16 protein-coding genes and 1 pseudogene are annotated in these 19016 nt (G+C 29.1%); 10 read left to right on the top strand and 7 right to left on the bottom strand.

Annotation, left to right across the window (positions count from 1 at the left end; genetic code table 11):
• The first annotated feature begins 525 nt into the window (after window positions 1-525).
• A complete protein-coding gene (locus FYJ33_RS02255; protein ID WP_154530135.1) occupies window positions 526-2790 on the top strand; it encodes an HNH endonuclease in 2265 nt (754 codons plus the stop codon).
• Here FYJ33_RS02255 and FYJ33_RS02250 read toward each other — a convergent pair.
• Window positions 2774-3091: pseudogene (locus FYJ33_RS02250) on the bottom strand (ABC transporter substrate-binding protein); the annotation flags it as partial. The gene FYJ33_RS02255 and the pseudogene FYJ33_RS02250 sit on opposite strands and share 17 nt — an antisense overlap.
• A gap of 217 nt (window positions 3092-3308) precedes the next feature.
• Between FYJ33_RS02250 and FYJ33_RS02245 the strand changes: the two are divergent.
• Both FYJ33_RS02245 and FYJ33_RS02240 read left to right on the top strand, forming a co-directional pair.
• On the top strand, window positions 3309-3866 hold the full coding sequence (locus tag FYJ33_RS02245) for a hypothetical protein (RefSeq protein ID WP_154530133.1): 558 nt from the start codon (window positions 3309-3311) through the stop codon (window positions 3864-3866).
• Between the two features lie 80 nt (window positions 3867-3946).
• Window positions 3947-4222 carry a hypothetical protein gene (locus tag FYJ33_RS02240; RefSeq protein ID WP_154530157.1) on the top strand — a complete coding sequence of 92 codons (276 nt, stop codon included), beginning with the start codon at window positions 3947-3949 and terminating at the stop codon, window positions 4220-4222.
• 115 nt (window positions 4223-4337) lie between these two features.
• Here the strand turns inward: FYJ33_RS02240 and FYJ33_RS02235 are convergent, their stop codons facing one another.
• The 5 genes from FYJ33_RS02235 to FYJ33_RS02215 form a co-directional block, all read right to left on the bottom strand.
• On the bottom strand, window positions 4338-4577 hold the full coding sequence (locus tag FYJ33_RS02235) for a hypothetical protein (protein ID WP_154530132.1): 240 nt from the start codon (window positions 4575-4577) through the stop codon (window positions 4338-4340).
• A gap of 75 nt (window positions 4578-4652) precedes the next feature.
• Window positions 4653-5972 (bottom strand): D-alanyl-D-alanine carboxypeptidase family protein, encoded by a 1320-nt coding sequence (locus tag FYJ33_RS02230; protein ID WP_154530131.1) that lies wholly within the window; start codon window positions 5970-5972, stop codon window positions 4653-4655.
• Between the two features lie 190 nt (window positions 5973-6162).
• Window positions 6163-6888 carry a type 1 glutamine amidotransferase gene (locus FYJ33_RS02225; RefSeq protein ID WP_154530130.1) on the bottom strand — a complete coding sequence of 242 codons (726 nt, stop codon included), beginning with the start codon at window positions 6886-6888 and terminating at the stop codon, window positions 6163-6165.
• 12 nt (window positions 6889-6900) lie between these two features.
• The gene (locus tag FYJ33_RS02220) at window positions 6901-8256 is read right to left on the bottom strand and encodes a Mur ligase family protein (protein ID WP_277643436.1); all 1356 of its coding nucleotides are present in this window, start codon (window positions 8254-8256) and stop codon (window positions 6901-6903) included.
• A 60-nt stretch (window positions 8257-8316) separates the two neighbouring features.
• Window positions 8317-9162, bottom strand: coding sequence for a hypothetical protein (locus FYJ33_RS02215; protein ID WP_154530128.1), 846 nt, complete (start codon window positions 9160-9162; stop codon window positions 8317-8319).
• A 122-nt stretch (window positions 9163-9284) separates the two neighbouring features.
• Here FYJ33_RS02215 and FYJ33_RS02210 point away from each other — a divergent pair, with 122 nt between their 5' ends.
• The 3 genes from FYJ33_RS02210 to FYJ33_RS02200 all read left to right on the top strand — a co-directional run bounded on the left by FYJ33_RS02210 (window position 9285) and on the right by FYJ33_RS02200 (window position 12492).
• Entirely contained in the window at window positions 9285-10385 is a 1101-nt protein-coding gene (locus FYJ33_RS02210) for a hypothetical protein (protein ID WP_154530127.1), read from the top strand.
• A gap of 76 nt (window positions 10386-10461) precedes the next feature.
• Complete coding sequence (locus FYJ33_RS02205; protein WP_154530126.1) at window positions 10462-11319, top strand: undecaprenyl-diphosphate phosphatase; 858 nt, start codon at window positions 10462-10464, stop codon at window positions 11317-11319.
• Window positions 11320-11394: 75 nt separating this feature from the next.
• The gene (locus FYJ33_RS02200) at window positions 11395-12492 is read left to right on the top strand and encodes a 6-phosphofructokinase (protein WP_154530125.1); all 1098 of its coding nucleotides are present in this window, start codon (window positions 11395-11397) and stop codon (window positions 12490-12492) included.
• Window positions 12493-12613: 121 nt separating this feature from the next.
• On the opposite strand, the gene FYJ33_RS02195 is transcribed toward FYJ33_RS02200, so the two are convergent.
• On the bottom strand, window positions 12614-13012 hold the full coding sequence (locus FYJ33_RS02195; RefSeq protein WP_154530124.1) for a hypothetical protein: 399 nt from the start codon (window positions 13010-13012) through the stop codon (window positions 12614-12616).
• Between the two features lie 138 nt (window positions 13013-13150).
• Here FYJ33_RS02195 and trmB point away from each other — a divergent pair, with 138 nt between their 5' ends.
• The 4 genes from trmB (at window position 13151) to FYJ33_RS02175 (ending at window position 18853) form a co-directional block, all read left to right on the top strand.
• Window positions 13151-13810 carry a tRNA (guanosine(46)-N7)-methyltransferase TrmB gene (gene trmB, locus FYJ33_RS02190; RefSeq protein WP_154530123.1) on the top strand — a complete coding sequence of 220 codons (660 nt, stop codon included), beginning with the start codon at window positions 13151-13153 and terminating at the stop codon, window positions 13808-13810.
• A 14-nt stretch (window positions 13811-13824) separates the two neighbouring features.
• A complete protein-coding gene (locus tag FYJ33_RS02185; RefSeq protein WP_154530122.1) occupies window positions 13825-14814 on the top strand; it encodes an asparaginase in 990 nt (329 codons plus the stop codon).
• 137 nt (window positions 14815-14951) lie between these two features.
• Entirely contained in the window at window positions 14952-16322 is a 1371-nt protein-coding gene (locus FYJ33_RS02180) for an NCS2 family permease (RefSeq protein ID WP_407928861.1), read from the top strand.
• A 158-nt stretch (window positions 16323-16480) separates the two neighbouring features.
• Complete coding sequence (locus FYJ33_RS02175) at window positions 16481-18853, top strand: glycoside hydrolase family 31 protein (RefSeq protein WP_154530120.1); 2373 nt, start codon at window positions 16481-16483, stop codon at window positions 18851-18853.
• Window positions 18854-19016: the final 163 nt, after the last annotated feature.

Below are 19016 nucleotides of genomic sequence, written 5' to 3'. Positions count from 1 at the left end.
AAATCTTAGACTACCGAACTCCAGAGGAGCTTTTTGAAAAGTACCTCGATGAGATCTATGCAGCTTAAAAATTCAAGGGTTCAAATGGAAAAATAAAATTAGTTCAATTTGTTATTGCAATTTATCATTTTTTAATAAGTTTAATCTTTATTACTTTTTTTGAAGAAATTAAAATTGCCAGATAAGGTATATTTATATACCATTGTAATTAAAATAAGGTGTTATATGATTCGGCAATTTGCAATATTTTCTTAGGAAAGGTGTTGTTAGTAGATAATGCAATTAAAATTATTATATTAATAAAAACAAAAGATTAATTAAAATGTAGATGTAAATATAACACAAGTTTTAGTATGTGAAATATCAGATTTTTATTAGCTATGTATAGTATGTTGGAATTGAATATATTAATTTATATGTTTTATATAATAACTAAAAAACTTATATTAAATATTAAATAATGCAAATTGATTTAGTATTCTATCATTATAAATTTATAGAGGCATCTAGGGAGGATTAAATAATATGGGAGTTAAATATAAAATAAGTAATGAAAAAGAACTATATGAAGAATTATTAAAGTGTTATCCTGATCGAATAATATTTGATTTATCAAAAAGTGATTTGTATGGTGATATTATTAGGTTAATAGGAGAAAAAAATATTAAACCAAAGGAATATTTGAAGCGTTTGGGTTTTTCTGTACAAAGTTGTACTAAAACAAGTAATACAGAAGAAGAACTTATAAATGAATTACTTGTTTATTACCCAAATAAAATAATAACTAAATTTAGTTCTAATCTCAATATATATCGTGATATATACAAATTTTCAAAAAAAGCAAACCTCAAACCAATTGAATATATTGAAAAAATTGGATTTAAATATAAAGAAAGTAATATATATAATGAAGATGAACTTAAACAAGAGTCACAAAAAATGTTTCCTAAAGGAGAATATGAAAGTTTAAAACAAATTAATGATTTAAACAATAATTTATATAAAAGTTTAGATATAATTGCAAAAAATTACAAAATAAATATTATGGAATATTTAGAAAGTATAGGCTTTGAAAGAGTTGGTAAAAAAACAAATAGTTTAAAAGGAACTTTTGATGCTTATACGTTGTCCAATCTTATAAATAATTATGATGCTACAGGAGTAGAGCTTGCAAATTTATTGAACTGTACTAGAGAAAATATATCTAGGCAAGTTAGAACAAAAAAGATAAGTACATTAAATAAGAAGGGATGGGAGTTACCATTTAATCATAATGAAATTAATGAAGTTATTGATTTAATAAATAGTAAAAAATATAAGAAAATAGGCAATAATACTGCTATAGAAATATTTTCAGGCAAAAATTCAAATGATTTTTCTAAAAAAGCTATTTTATATAAAAAAGATAATTATATTAAATGTATGTTTGACATTACATATGAAATTAAAAAAGCCTTAGAACAAAATCTTTTTGATATATTAAATCAAAAAGAATTTGATCAATTAAATTTTTTAAACAAAATGTGGATAGAGCAAGGTAGAGACATAGAAAATAAAAATAAGGTTGTAAAAGTTGATGGAAAATTACGAACTGAATTAAGAAATACTAGCAAAAGTAAAAACATGGATTTAGATCAATATCTAGATTTATTAGATTATCAGTTGGTTGATAAAAGAAAATCAATAACTGATGAATCTATTTTAGAGGTTTTAAAAAAATATATAGTTCATGATAATGTAATTAAAATCAAATCAAAAGATGAAGATTATCAATATTTAAATTCACTTGGAAACAGGAGAAATTGTGGAGGAATTAAGGGACTTGTAAATCATTTTGGGTATGTATATGATAAAGAAAAAGATACATCCGCAATAGTAGAAAGACATATTAAAACAATAAAAGAAAGATATATTGTAAAAGATAATATTATTTATATTAGTTCTTATGACCATTTTTATAATGTATTGAGTTCACTTGCACGTCAACGTCACTTAACACTAGATGAACTTATACAACAATGGGGTTTTGAAAGAATTAATAATAAACAAGATCTACCTGAAGGATATATCCCTTATGATTATAGAAGAGACTTACAAGAACGTTTGGATTTAAAGTGGAATGATGAAAATATAAAATTAATATTAGAACAGTTATCTGAAAATAAGTCAGTTTATTTGGATATTAATTCATATTTTTATTATGTACTATATTTAAAATCAAAAGCTGAGTTAACTGATATAAATAGTATTATAAAATCGCTGGGATTTGAAAGAAGTTATATACCAACTGAATCAAGCAAAGAAAACAATAAAAATGTTGAAGATTTATTAAAAGATAATAAAAGGAAGTTTATTAAAGAAAAAGTTAAAGAATTAGAAAATATAGAAATAGAGTATAAAAATAAAAATGTAAAAAAAGTGATTATTGAGAGAAACAAAAAGCTGGTACAAACTTTAAAAACTTTATATCAAGGTAAGTGCCAAATTTGTGGTGGAGAGGAACCTACTATTCCTGTTATACAATTATCTAATGGAAATATTTATTCGGAAGTTCATCATATCAATGCTTTTAGTAATGCTAAGTATGGACAAGATGATTTAGAAGAAATAGATAGCTATAAGAATACTATCGTTCTTTGCCCATATCATCATGCATATGTTCATTATAGTAATGGAGGATATGATAAGTTAGTTTTTGATGAAAATAATATCCCTTATTTACAAAATAAAGATGGATTAAGAGTTAAAATTAATACTAATTATCATTTGAAAAACTGTGAATGTAAATAAGATTATATTTAGCTAAGAAAACCGCTATCAAAATAATATTTAAAGATGTACAAGCGACTTGTGTATTTGCGATAGGCTTGTCTGCTCCTTGACCTGTTGATAGTTCAATATTTATTCCTTCTTCCTTGAAGAACCCTTCATTTATAGCAACATACATTGGAGCGTAGAAAACAGATCTTGTTACTTCATTTAATCTTACTGTCTTTAGGGAGTCTTCTTTTTTATTACATGCAGTGAAGCCTAAACATAAAACAGCAGACAAGCAGAAAGCCAGAGATGTTTTAATTTTTTTAAATAACATAATTACCTCCTTTAAATGTGAAAAGTCAATTAATATCTTAGTTTATAGTATGAGTAAAATATCTAATTGTTAAATTAATAAATAAAGGATTTTTATATAAAAACTAATTTATAAAAAATCATAATGCAAAAGCAATACTATTAGAATCTTACGGTTAAAAAGAAAAAAATGTAGTGTATAATATAAGGTATACTTTTTTAGGGAGGAGAACTTAAAAATGAAAGAGAATATTGCTGTTATTTTTCCAGGTATAGCATATACATGCCAAGAAAGACTTCTTATAGAATGTGCCAATAAATATAAAACAATTGGCTATGATGTAGTTAATATTAATTTTTCAAGTGTTGAGTTTGATATGAATAAAACACTGCAGTACAATTTTAACCTTACTAAGGATATAATATTGAATCAGATAAAAGATATAGATTTTGATAAGTATGAGGATGTTGTATTCTTATCAAAGAGTATAGGGACTTCATGCGCTGCATGGCTTGAGGATTATTTAAATATTAATGTAAGACAATTTTTTTTAACACCAATTCCATTATGCTTAGAATATCTAAAAAACACAGAAAATGTTATGGCCATGGTAATTGGGACTAAAGATAAGTTTATTGATTTTAAGGAAGTAGAGTCATTCTGCCAAAGAAATAATATAAAGTGTCTTATATTTAAAGATGTGGGACATAGCTTGAAGTATAAGGTTGATGATGGAGAAACAGAAAAGTTAAACGAGAGGGTTGTTGAAACTGTGACAAGAAGATATGAAGTATAGGGAATATATTTATAAATAAGGTAAAACTGATATAATAAAGAAGAAATCTGATAAATATAAGGGGGTATTCAGTGGAATATATGGATTACATAAAAATAGGCCTTGAAGGAGAAGAACCTTTAAAGTTAATACTTAGGGGGAGAGTCGATAAAACTAAAGAAGATAAAGTTGGAGTAGTAGAAGTGGTTTTTGCTACACTTTATAAGAAAAAAACAGAAGAAAAAATAAATAATTTAATCAATAATAATGATGATTCAGAGTCATATTACATGGTGTACAGTGTGCCTTTTGATACTGATTTAACAAAGTTTGCTCATTATCCATCAATAGAAATAGGCAAAGAAGATTTGTTATAAAATGTGTGGTGTTTTGATATTGAAATATCAAAACACTAAAATACTAAAAACGAATATTTGTAATCTTCAGAAGAATAGTATATAAAAAAAGCGCATATTACAGATATGAGCTCTTTTATTTTACCTTTTTACTGCTATTGTTAAATAATATTAGAAATACAGCCAGTAAATTTACAAGACCAATAATTTTATTATCTCTATTTGAAAAGCCATGAGATAATTTCATCATATAAACGATTATAGTACAGGCAGGAATGAGTATTAATATAGATTCGAATTTCTGCCTTTTTAGGCTATAAAGTAAATATGTAAAACTCATTATTGATGTAAAAATAATCACAACTAATATTTTCAAAAGAATCTCTCCTTAATAAAATGCTGATAGAAAAAAGTATTTCTATCAGCACATTTTATTTTGTTGATCTAAATCTTAAAAGATACTTTTTTTTCTACGTCTTCTACGTTTATTAGATCCTATTAACTTTATTATTGTCATTATTAAGAATACTATTACTATAACAGCAATAGCTGCACCTGCATAAAGGCCTAAGTTGGCTTTGATAAGCATTCCTTTTGTAATATCAGCAGTAGCTGCATAAGTTTTTGAGTAAGTTCTTTCTGATACTTTTACTTTTAATGAATCTGAATTCTTAGCAAGATCCCATGCATTTGTGCTTGTGTCTGATAAAGAGAAAGTAGTCTCTTTATTGTTAACGTAGTTTGCATAGTATTCAACATTTTCATTAAGTTTAATTGGAACATCAATAGTCTTAGTAGGTCCAAAGAATTTTAGAGGTTTGTATGTTGCTTTAACAGTTTCAATTATTTGTCCTTTTTCAGCATATACTGATCTCTGTTGAGCAAAACTCCAGTCAATTATTTTATTCATGTCTTTGAATACTTGAGTATCATCTGCACCGTATTCAGATTTTAAAACTACACCAATAATCTTTCTGCCATTTTTTTCATATATAGCAGTAAGACATCTGCCTGCAGGAGTAGTTAAACCAGTTTTTCCTCCTATGCAGCCATCCTTACCTAAGTTCTTGTTTCTATTAGTCATTGGTAATGGAAATTTTCCAGCTAATGTTACTGTAGCATCTTTAGTACCCATTGTTTCTCTTACCCAATCATTATGGAAAGCAGCCTTGCTTAATATTGATAAATCATAAGCTGTAGTATAATGATTGTTATCGTGAAGTCCGTTTGGTGTTACAAAGTGAGTAGACTTTAAGCCTAGTTCTTTAGCTTTTTTATTCATAAGCTCACTAAACTTAGCGCTACTTCCAGCAACGCTGTCAGCCATCATTGTTGCAGCATCATTTGCAGAGAATAATAAAAGTGTTTTCATAACATCATCTGCATTCATAGTTTCGCCAACTTTTATTTTTCCTGGATAGTTTTTGGCTAATGATTCTTCAGGCTGCTTTAAACAATCTTCAGTGTAAGGTATTTCATCATTTTTTTGTTTATGTTCAGCAAATACAAGTCCTGTAATCAGTTTAGTTATTGAAGCAGGATATCTCTTTGTATCAATATCTTTCGCATAGATTATTTCTCCTGTTTCAAAATCAACTGTAATAGCTGACTTTCCAACTATTTCAGGTTGTTTAGCACTTATATCAGTAGTTTTTTTAGGCGCTATAGTTTTAGGATTTGTTGAATTAGCATTAACCATCTTAGCACTAGGTGATAAAACTGTTAAACAACATGCTAAAAGTAGTGAACTAATTATTCTTTTACGTCTCAATTTTTCATCTCTCCCAACAATTTATTTAAGCAATTTTAAGTATATCATCATTATTTGGCATGTACAATATAATCATAGTTTTGTAATAATTTTTTAATCTAATTCACAAAAAAGTGATTTTTATTAATATGGAATATATAAAACAAAGCTGCTGATGAATATTAATTATAATTCAACAGCAGTTATAATATTAATTGTTTTTTAATCTTTCTATCATTATTTCTTTTGCCTTGATTTCAAGAGTATCATCAAGCTTGCTTAATGAAAAATTATCGTACTTTTTTGAAAGGGCTGTATAAAGCAGTCTGTCAGCAAGTTCTGGGTTTTTTGAAAGCAGTGATCCATGGAAGTAAGTACCATATGTGTTTTTATAAATACATCCTTCATAACCGTCTGTACCATTATTGCCATAACCATGTATTACTTTTCCTAAAGGTTTTAAATCATTGATATATGTTCTTCCACCATGATTCTCAAATCCTACGTATGTTTCATTATATTCCTCGTTGTAGATTACTGTATTACCTATAAATCTGTTGTCGCCAGCTTCTGTACTTATATTTAATATATTAAGCCCATCAAGCTTTTCGCCATCAGCTGCTATATAATATTTGCCTAAAAGCTGATATCCACCACAAATAGCAAGAAATACTTTGCCACTTTCAATATAATCTTTAATGTCATCACGTTTTGTTTTGAATATATCAGATGAAACTATTGACTGTTCATAATCCTGTCCACCACCAAAGAATGTGATATCGTATAAGTCTTTATCGAATTTATCATTCAATGATAAATTGTATATATTAACTTTAACTCCTCTTAATTCAGCTCTGTGTTTTAGAATAAGTATATTTCCGATGTCTCCATATACATTCAACAGGTCTGGATATAGATGGCATATGTTCAATTCCATTTAATCACCTCGTTACCATAATTTCTTTATATAGCCATTGCTATACAGATATTTTCTATAATTAATCATTGCTGTATATGTAGCTAAAATATACACACGATCTTCACAGCTTTGTGAGATCTTTTCTGTAAGTTTGCCATAATCTTCTTCAATTATAAAAGAATTTGTATTAAGATTAGCAGTCTTAAGTCTAACAGCCATATCATACATTCTTGTACCACTGATGAATATATCCTTAATCTTTGTATCATGTAATTTTTCAAAGTATACATCCCATATCCATGAAACATCTCGACCGTCAGCATAATTATCATTTAACATGAAACAGCATGAGTATGGAAAATCATTCAATGATAAAAGATCTAATGCCTGGTTATAGCCGGCTGGATTTTTTACAAGAATAATCTTTACGCTTTTACCGTTAATGTTAAGTATTTCCTGTCTTCCAAAGCTTGAATCTTGTTTGTCAAAAGATGCTCTGATTACATCATTATTAATTTTAAGTTCTTTAGCAATACTGTAAGCACATAAAGCATTATAAATGTTATAAATACCTGACTGAGTTATTGTGAATTCAGTATCATTAAATTTGATTTTTGAATAGTCAGCTGTTATTTCATCAAATGAAGATAGATAATACTTTAATTCCTCTCTTTTATAACCACAGTTGGGACAATAAAAGTCACCTAAATGATTATAAGTTATGAAGTTATAATGATAAGGTGCTTTGCAGAATTTACAGAACTTTGCATCAGCATTAGTATCTACAGTGGTATCTTTATTTAATGAATCATAAAAGCCATAGTAAACCTTCTTGTTTGGTACATCAAGCTTTCCAAGAAGTGACTCATCACCGTTTAAAAGAAGAGTAGACTCCGGAACTTTAACTATACCTTCAAGAATTTTATTAAGTGTAGTATAAACTTCTCCATATCTATCGAGCTGATCTCTGAACAGATTAGTTATAGCTATGTATTCTGGAGTAATATATTCTGTAATAAATTTTACATTAGCTTCATCTACTTCAAGTACAGCATATTTTTTGTTACTATTCTTAAATTTATAATTCTGAATAAGACATGATACTATACCTGGAAGCATATTTGCCCCAGTTTCATTAGTGATTGTCTCTAAATTATTTTCTTTTAGTAAATTACTTATCATAGAAGTAGTTGTTGTTTTTCCGTTAGTTCCGGTAATTAAGATTACTGAATAGTTTTTTGAAATATCCTTTAATATTGATTTATCTAGTTTTAATGCTATTTTACCTGGAAAATTACTTCCACCTTTCAATATGTGTTTTGATAAAAATAGAGTTATTTTTCCACAGAGAATAGCGCATATAGATTTAAGTTTTATTTTAGACACCACCTTAAATTAAGTATTATATATATTTTTATACAATAAAAAGCATTAATAATCAAATAATTAATTTATTTCGAAGAAAGTAAATGATTCATCAAGTTTTTTTGTTATATTTTCAGCGTTAGCATTAATTTCATTAAGTATTGACATTTTTTTGATCGGGTCGTTTACATATAGCTTTATTCCTAAAGAAACTGGTTTGTTGTTGTCAAATACAATATCTATAAGAGGTGTATAGGAATTGTTATAGTATGAAGAGTTATAAACAACAAGACATTTATTCTCCATATAAAATGTTGATTTGCCACTTCCTTTTGTAAAAATTAAAGAAGCCTTGCTTGCACATAGTTTGCTTATATATCTTTTATTTATTTCTTCTTCTGAATCAATAATTACTATGACGGCGTAATTTTTTTTACTGTATTGTGATATAGTATCATATAAGTTTTTAATATGTGAAATACTAATATCTTTACCGTCTACATATATGTAAGCTAATTTATTGCTTCCTACAAATGTTTCACATATATTATTTTCATCTGTAATTCTGAATTTATCGATATTTTTAAGCTTTTTAAGAATACTTGAATTTGCCGCTAAAACTGTTGGTGTTATTTCATTTATTATTCTGTCAGCAGAATCATTAGATTCTTTTTTTGAAATCATAGCAAGTTTTATATCATAATCTTTAATTTCAGATTTAAAGTTAGTATCTGTTATATATCTAGTAATAGGGACTAATGATATTTCAGAAGTATCACTATGTTTTCCATTAGAAGAATATGAAGTTGTGACTTTTGTTTTGTTAAAAATAAAAAAGACATTATATAATAATACTCCTAATAAAAATGATAAAATAAAAATAACTATATAATGCTGAAATTTTAATTTGAAATTATTTGAATCCATTAAATCACCTTTTTTAACAAGTTAATTTCAGTATATCATAAACTTTAATTGAAATAAAATTAAGTGTATTATAAATATGACGATAAAAATATAGAAAATTTTATTTTGTAAGGAGTATTAGGATGAAAAAGGGAACTATTATGAAAGTAGTGGCTGTAGTAGCTATAGTAGTTGCAGGCTTTATGATTTATATGAATATGAATAAGAATAAAACTTCACCAGGAATAACGGTTAAGGCATGGGACAATATTTATGAAGGAAATCATATTGACTTTTTTTATGATGATGATAGTGATAATAATAAATTAAAGCTTCTCAATAAGAATTATAATATATCAGAAAAGTTTTCAAATTTAGATAATGATGTACAGGTTGCGCTTAGAACAGCTGACTGGATAAGAAGTTCTCTTGATGTTGACAGCATTACAAAGCATACAGGTACTAATGGCTATGATCTTTTAAATGAAGCACAGAGTGATAAAAAAGCTTCAGGTTATGAAATCGCCATAATCGAAAGAGATATATTAAAGTGTATAGGTATTATTTCACGAACAGGACAACTGAGAATTAAGCCTAAAAAGGGATCTGACATCAGTAGTTATAATGTGGTCGAGTTTTACAGCAAGGATGAAAAAAAGTGGATACTGCTTGATGTGATTAATAGAAGAGTTTTTAAAAATAATGGCAAATACTTATCGGCAATAGAATTTTTAGAAACAAAGAAAACTGAAATTGAGACATATAATAACAAAAATTACAAAGAAATAAACAGAATTAGTGATTTTAAATATTCGTATTCCGTAAATCTTGATAATACTGTAAAGAATAAAAACTCAAATTCAATGCTTACATATTGTAGTAAGAATGATCTTCCTACCCTTAATGATAATGTTTCATATTATCAGCCACAGATATTTACTAAGAATAAGGAGTTATTTGATAACGTACCTTACTATAAATCAGAAGATAAGGATAAGAAGGCATATATAGTTATTATGTTTAGTAACCTTGTTGAAAAGGACAAAACTGAATATCCATCTATAATTGTGGGGGCTTTTAAGGACAGTAGGATGCTTAAGCAGTATTATATTAAAGTTGGTGATGGTAAGATGACAGAAGTTGGCAAGTATCAGTCTGTAACTCTCAAGAAAGGTGTTAATACAATAGAAATTTCTGAAGATGGTGTAAATGTAGCTTCATCAATAAAAATAGAATATAATTAGAAATAATTTAATAAAAGAAATATAATCCAGCATAGTTCAACATATTATAAAATGTATTAAAAATAAGGAGTTGAATATGTTGGATTTTATTTTAATATTTAAAGCGGCAGTTATAGCCATTGTAGAGGCATTAACTGAATTTTTGCCCATTTCTTCAACTGGTCATGAAATATTAGTTGGTAGAATTATAAATTTCTATGATACAAAATATTCTACTATGTACATGATAGTTATCCAGCTGGCAGCGATAATGGCTATTGTTGTATTATACTGGGATACACTATGGAATTACATTAAAGATTTTTTTGTATACTTATTTACTTTTGGGAGGCACGGAAAAAAAGGTTTCAAATTTTGGATAAACCTATTAGTTGGAAGTATACCTGCACTTATTGTAGGCGGACTTTTGCATACTATCATAAAGAAAAAGCTATTTAATATCAATACAGTAACTATAGGATTTATAGTAGGTGGATTTTTGCTTGTAATTATAGAAAATATATACCTTAAAAGAAAAAAGTATGTTAAGACTATAAAGAATATAGAAAGTGTAAGTTACAAACAGGCATTCACAGTTGGAGTTTTTCAATGCCTGTCAATGTGGCCTGGAATGTCAAGGAGCGCATCTACAATAATAGGAGGCTGGCTGGCTAACATGGATACTCCCTTAGCAGCTGAGTTTTCTTTCTTTTTAGCAATTCCCGCAATGTTTGGAGCGAGCTTTGTTGGAATCAAGGATGCTGATTTTCTATCAATGACCAGTAGTGAAACAGCAGCACTTATAATTGGATGCATAATCTGCTTTATATGTGCTTACTATGTTGTTGCAAAATTCATTGACTATTTAAGAAAAAAAACTATGAAAATATTTGCATATTACAGGATATCTATGGGTGTTGTATTGTTGGTACTTGTTTTAAAGAAAATTATATAACATAATCATAAAATCTCTTTTAATTAAATATATTTCAAATAATGAAGTTAGTTATGTGTAAAGGGGGATAATAGAATGAAAAATGATATAAAGAGGATTGCTCTGCTTACAGGTGGTGGAGACTGTCCTGGACTTAATGCTGTAATTAGAGCTATAACAAGAACTGCTATATTGCAGTATGGGTATGAGGTATTTGGATATAAATTCGGATACAGAGGATTATATAATAATGATTTAACACCTTTAACGCTGGAATCAGTGTCTGGTATTCTTCACAGAGGCGGGACTATATTATACAGTTCTAATAAAGATAATCTATTTGATTACACTGTTGAGGAGAATGGCATAAAAGTTAAAAGGGATGTTTCTGATGTGGGAGTAGAAAACTTAAAAAAAGCAGAAATCGATGCGCTCGTTGTTATTGGCGGAGATGGGACACTTACATCTGCAAGAGATTTTGCAAGAAAAGGTGTGAATGTTATAGGTGTACCTAAAACAATTGATAATGATTTAGCATGTACTGATGTGACTTTTGGTTTTAATACTGCAATAGATATTGCAACTGAGGGGCTGGATAGGCTGCATACAACAGCTGAATCACATCATAGAATAATGATTCTTGAAGTAATGGGTAGAACAGCAGGATGGATAGCATTGCAATCAGGAATTGCAGGGTCAGCAGATGTTATACTTATACCTGAAATCCCTTATGATATTAATAAAATCGTTGAAAAAGTAAAAGAAAGAGAAAAGAGAGGAAAATTATTCTCAATAATTGTTGTAGCTGAAGGAGCTAAACCTAAAAATGGTGATGTAGTAGTTCAGAAGATAGTTGAAGATAGCCCTGATCCTATAAGGCTTGGCGGCATAGGAAATAAGCTTGCTGCAGATCTTGAAAAACTTATTCCTACTCATGAAGTTAGAAATACTGTACTTGGTCATTTACAGAGAGGTGGTAATACATGCACATATGATAGAATTTTATCAACTCGATATGGTGTGAAGGCAGTACAGCTTATAGCTGAAGGAAAGTTTGGCAATATGGTAGCACTTAAAGGTAATAAGATAACTTATGCAAGTCTTGAAAATGTAATTGGTAAGATTAAAAATGTTAGTGTTGATGATGAGTTGATAGAAGTTGCAAGGAAAATAGGAACATCATTTGGGGATTAATTCACGTTTATCTCGAAATAACTGAACTAAGTTGATTTAAACAAAATAAAGGAAAATATATTGAATAAGTAATAAGCCATTATGGTAAAGTAAAATACTTTTATCATAATGGCTTGTCTTTTTATTTTGAACAGCTTTTTTCTAAAAAAGATATAAAATCTTCTCTATCAGATAATCTTAAATCTTTTAATTCAAATTTTATTCGAAGGTTATCTTTTGTAAAAATACTAAGTTTATTTTTCTCTTCATAGATGCTTTCGATATTATCAATATTTATAGAAGTGCTTTTTATTATTTCAGTGATAATTATTTTTTTATCTGTAATTCTAACGCAGCATCTATAAATAAAAATGAATCGTATTCCTATTACTGCAGAAATAATTGCCATTACAGTATATATTACTGCCCTTTGAGTAGTGAAGGAGCTTGTGAGAACTACCCACAGGAATAAAACTGAAACTAAAATAAAGCCTATAGATGCAATTAAATCCCCTAACGCACCTTTATATTTGATATTCATATGTATATCCCACCTTGCTTAACTATATAACTTTATTTATTATAGTATCATACTAGCTGATTTTATTAAAGTGCATTTTACTTATTTATAAAAGTAAGTATAATATAATATGATTAATAAAGAATAAGGAGATATCGTATGAGATTAAGAAAAAAAGCGTGGGCAAGACCAGAGCTTGAAAGTTCAAAGTTCTTTTTAACTGATCCTGAAACGAGAAAAGATAAGTGGCATGAAGAGTTCAAAAATGATAATCCGATTTATCTTGAACTTGGATGTGGAAAAGGAAATTTCGTTTCAGTAAAAGGTGCTGAAAATAAAGATATTAATTATGTTGCAATTGACATAAAGGATGAAGTATTAGTACTTGCAAAAAGACAAATAGAAAAAGAGTTTGAAAAAGTAAACAGAAAGCCTGAAGAAAATGTAAGACTGATGGCAAAACAGATTGCTTTTATAGAAGAAGTTTTTGGTAAGGATGAAGTTGATAGAATATATATTAACTTCTGCAATCCATGGCCAAAGAAAAAGCATAATAAGAGAAGACTTACACATACAAACTTCTTAAGCAAGTATAAAACATTCTTAAAGCTAAACGGTGAGATTTGGTTTAAAACTGATGATGATGAACTTTTCAGAGATTCTCAGGAATATCTTACTCAAAAAGGTTTTGATATAAAATACATAACTTATGATCTTCATGAAAGTAATTTTACTGGTAATGTTGAGACTGAACACGAAAGAATGTTTACAGAAATGGGGATAAAAATTAAGTGCTTGATTGCACAGTACAATAGATAATGGAGATGTAATAGATGAAAAAGGTAGCAGTTGTTTTTAATGGCGGTACTATAACTATGAAAATTGATGAAAGACTTCAGGCAGCCGTGCCTAGTCTTTCAAGTGATGAAATAATGTCAAAGGTTACTGGTATAGAAGGATTTGCAGAAATTGAAACATATACTTTTTCAAACATGCCTAGTCCACATATGACACCAGATAAAATGCTTGAATTATCAAAATACATAAAGAAGCTTATTGATAGAGAGGACATAGCAGGAGCTGTTGTTACTCATGGTACCGATACTCTTGAAGAGACAGCTTATTTTCTTGATTTGACACTTAATACAGAAAAGCCTGTTGTAGTTACTGGAGCAATGAGAAATGGTTCTGAACTCGGATATGACGGACCTGCTAATTTATCAGCTTCAATATGTACAGTTATTTCTGATGAATCAAGAAACAGAGGGGTTCTTGTATGCATGAATGGTGAACTTAATAGTGCTGCTGAAGTAACTAAGGCAAATTCTATGGCTTTAAATGCTTTTAGAACACCAAACTTTGGACCTATTGGAATGGTTGATGATAATAAGGTTCTATTCTATAGAGAATCACTAGATAAACAGTATCTAGATATTGATAAAGTAGATTCAAAAGTTACGTTGATAAAGTGTACAGCTGGTATGGATTCAACATTAATTGATTACTGTATTGAAAGAAAGGTAGATGGAATAGTAATCGAAGCATTTGGTAGAGGAAATATACCTCCATATATGGTTGAAAGCGTAAAACGTGCTATAGACAGCAATGTAGCTGTAGTAGTAGTATCAAGATGTTTTGAGGGAAGAGTGTGCGATTCATATGGATACCATGGCGGTGGTAAAGAACTTAGAGATTTAGGAGTTATCTTTGGTGATACACTTCCAGGACAGAAAGCCAGAATCAAGCTTATGGTTGCATTAAGTAAGACTAAAGAGTTAAATAAAGTGAAAGACTTTTTCGAAAATGGATTATACAATATTTAACGTATAAACGATAAAATAAATAAAGTTTTATTCGTATATTGACGAATGAAATCACATACACTATAATAAACGTGTGATTCGTGGTTTCGTTCATTTTGTTATCACGAACATATTTGGAATTATATCAATAAATGTTTATGATTCAGGAGGTAATCATGGAAAAGTTTTTGAACCATTTTTGGGGAAAAGAAGTCGATTTTAAGAAAGAGGCAATAGCAGGTGTTACAACATTTCTAGCTATGGCTTATATTATTGCTGTTAACCCATCAATTCTTAGTGTGACTGGTATGGATGCAGGAGCATTAGTTACAGCTACTTGCTTGACAGCAGGTATTATAACAATATTTATGGGTTTATATGCAAATCTTCCTTTTGCTTTAGCATCAGGTATGGGACTTAATGCTTACTTTGCATTCACTGTATGTGGACAAAAGGGTATCTCATGGCAGATTGCTCTTACAGCAGTATTCGTTGAAGGTATAATCTTCATTTTATTATCATTATTTAAAGTTCGTGAAGCTGTAGTTAAGGCTATTCCATTAAATTTAAAATATGCTGTTACAGTTGGTATCGGATTATTTATCGCATTTATAGGATTTGTTGATGCAGGTGTTGTTGCAAAAGACGAAAGTACACTAGTTACAATTGGTAAGTTTGCAACTCCTACAGTAGCAGTTGCATCTATAGGACTTATTTTAATTGTTATACTAGAAAGAAAAAGAGTTAAGGGAGCAATCCTTTGGGGGATATTAGGAGCTACAGCTGTTGCTTGGTTATATGCTGCATTAGATCCAGCAGGAGCTAAGTTCTTTAACATATCTTTACCTAATGGAATTGTAAAGTTTGAATCAATTGCGCCAATTGCTGGCAAGCTTGATTTCTCATATGCTTTCCATCCACAAAATATAGTTAATTTCTTCGTGGTTGTATTTACATTCTTATTTGTAGATTTCTTTGATACACTAGGAACTTTAGTTGGAGTTTCCGCAAAAGCAGGTATGCTTGATAAAGACGGAAATGTTCCTCATGCAGGAAGAGCACTTCTTGTTGATGCTATAGGTACTACTGCAGGAGCAGCACTTGGAGTATCAACAGTTACTACTTATGTTGAAAGTGCTACTGGTGTTGCTGAAGGTGGTAGAACAGGATTCACAGCAATCATAACTGGGTTGTTATTCTTAGCTGCAATGTTCTTTTCACCATTATTTGTTGCAATACCAAAATGTGCAACAGCTCCAGCGCTAATCTATGTTGGATACTTAATGATGGAATCAATAGTTAAGATAAACTTCTCAGATATTACAGAAGCTGTTCCAGCGTTTTTAACTATAATATTAATGCCATTAACATACTCAATAGGTGATGGACTTACAGTTGGAGTATTGAGTTATGTAATTATTAATTTAATTCTTAACTTATTCACTAAAGAAAAAAAGAAAATTTCATTTGTAATGTTTATTCTTGCAGTAGTGTTTATCTTTAAGCTTATAGTAATACCATTCTTATAAAAATTATCAGATTAATAAGCTGTTATGTAGTAGCTAATAAAGCTATTATATAGCAGCTTTATTTTTTGAATACTTTTCTATTTAAACCTTTACAAAGGAATAAATATATTGTAAGATGGAATCAGTTAAACGATTAACATTTATGGAGGTAATATGGTATGTTGGGTAAAATTGTGAATTATATTATTGAGAAAAATGTGGTAAAGATTAATTTTGAAAATGGTAGCACTTATGTAAAAATAATTAATGATGAGATAATTAATTTTTTTATCCCGAATGTAAGTGAAGAACGTAATTCAAAAGCAATTGATAAATTGAATTATAAGGAAACTAAATTTTCAGTACGTTTTATTGGACAGCTATTAACAATAAGCACAAAATCATTAGTTGTGAAAATTTATGCTGGTTTTAACATTGATATTTATGATAAAGATGGTAATGCATTATGTGAAGATTATAGACTTGAAAGAGATCCTTTTATTCGAAGAAAAGGTGATTATGAACTGGCTGAAAGTGAGGGTCATGATCTTAGTAAAAAAAATAAAGATACTATATATATTGCTAAAAAAATGGAAGATGATATGCATTTTTATGGTCTGGGTGAAAAGACTGGTCATCTAGATAAAAAATATTATCACTATAAGAACTGGAATACAGATAATCCAAATCCTCATGGAGAAACTTTTGAACAGTTATATAAGTCAATCCCTTTTTTTGTTAATTTCAGAAAGGATAAGTCATTTGGTATATTCTTTGATAATACTTTTGAAACAAACTTTGATTTCGGCAAAGAAAATTCTAATTACTATTATTTTTCTGCAGCAGGTGGAAACACTGATTACTATTTCATCTATGGACCATCAGTTAAGAATGTAATAGAGGGATATACTTACCTTACTGGAACAACACCTCTTCCACAGTTATGGACATTAGGTTATCAACAGTGCAGATGGTCATATTCTCCTGAACTAAGAGTATGGGAAGTAGCAGAAGAGTTTAGAAAAAGGGATATACCATGCGATACTATTTATCTGGATATTGACTATATGGATGAATACAGAGTATTTACATGGGATAACAATAAATTTCCTCATCCAGAGAAAACTATACGTGAATTAAAAGAAGAAGGGTTTAAAGTTGTAACTATAATTGATCCTGGTGTAAAGGTGGATAATAATTACAGTATTTATAAAGAAGGGATAGAAAATAACTATTTTGCTAAAGATAAAAATGGACAAGTATATGAAAATGTTGTATGGCCTGGAAAAGCAGTATATCCCAATTTCTTAAGCAGTGATGTTCAGAAATGGTGGAGCAGTAATCAAAAGATTTTAACTGATTCAGGTGTTTCTGGTATTTGGAATGATATGAACGAGCCTGCAAGTTTTAATGGACCTCTTCCTGATGACATAGAGTTTAATGAAGATGATAAAGTAGTATATCATAAGGAAGCTCATAATGTTTATGGACAATTGATGTGCAAAGCCACATATAAAGGAATAAAGGATGCGACAAAGAAAAGACCATTTGTGGTAACAAGAGCATGCTATGCTGGTATACAGAAGTATTCAACTTGCTGGACTGGTGATAACCAGAGTACATGGGAGCATTTAAGGATGGCTGTACCTATGCTTATGAACATGGGAATAAGTGGTGTGGCCTTCTGTGGAACTGATGTAGGTGGTTTCGGTTTTGATTGTTCTAAAGAACTACTTAGCAGATGGGTACAGGTTGGTGCATTTACACCTTTATTCAGAAATCATTCTTCCATGGGTACTAGAGATCAAGAACCTTGGGCATTTGACAAGATGACAGAAGATATTAACAGAAAATATATAAAACTTAGATACAGTCTTTTGCCATATCTTTATGACTGCATGAAGATATGTGAAGACACTGGTATTCCTGTGATGAAGCCGCTGATTTTAAATTATGAGGCTGATAAGGCAACTTATGAAATAAATGATGAGTTCTTATTTGGTGATAATATACTTGTTTCACCAGTTCTTGAGCAAGGTAAAGACAAGAAGATGGTTTATCTCCCAAATGGCGATAAGTGGATTGACTTCTGGGATAACAAAGAATACGATGGAGGTCAGTATATTATAAAGGAGGCTCCTATAGATATTTGTCCAATCTTTGTAAAAGCATCATCAGTAATACCTTCTTATGAAGTTCAGAATTATGTGGGAGAAAAAGTTATTGATACATTAAAACTTAATATATATTTAAGTAATGATGATAATAATTTTGAATATACTCATTATGTTGATGACGGCAAGAGTTTTGCATATAAATATGGAGAGTATAGTAAATATAGAATTGTTGTGAAAGGCAGAGATGAAGTTGTTATTGATGTGAATAAAATAGTTGATGGATATTGTGATAAATATGAATATATTGAAATAATCATAAATAAAGACTGTACTAATATTATATGCGATGGTGAGAATGTAAAATTCAAAAAGGTAAGGGATAAAGTTCATTTTACAGTCGCATTAAAAGCAAATCAAAAAATAGTAATAAAATAAAGATGATAGAGACTGGCGTATAATCAAAATTAATTATACGCCAGTCTCTTTTATGTTTATTTTTCGTTGCAATGGAAATCTATATTATAGTACAATGAAAATTAAATACTTGTAACTAGAAAAATGATATATTATGTAATATTAGCAAATTAATAATTTAGGA

Origin of the sequence: Inconstantimicrobium porci, from assembly GCF_009696465.1 — a bacterium.
Classification (GTDB): domain Bacteria; phylum Bacillota; class Clostridia; order Clostridiales; family Clostridiaceae; genus Inconstantimicrobium; species Inconstantimicrobium porci.
The sequence above is the reverse complement of the archived record's forward strand: the minus strand, read 5'-3'. Positions and strand labels throughout refer to the sequence as shown.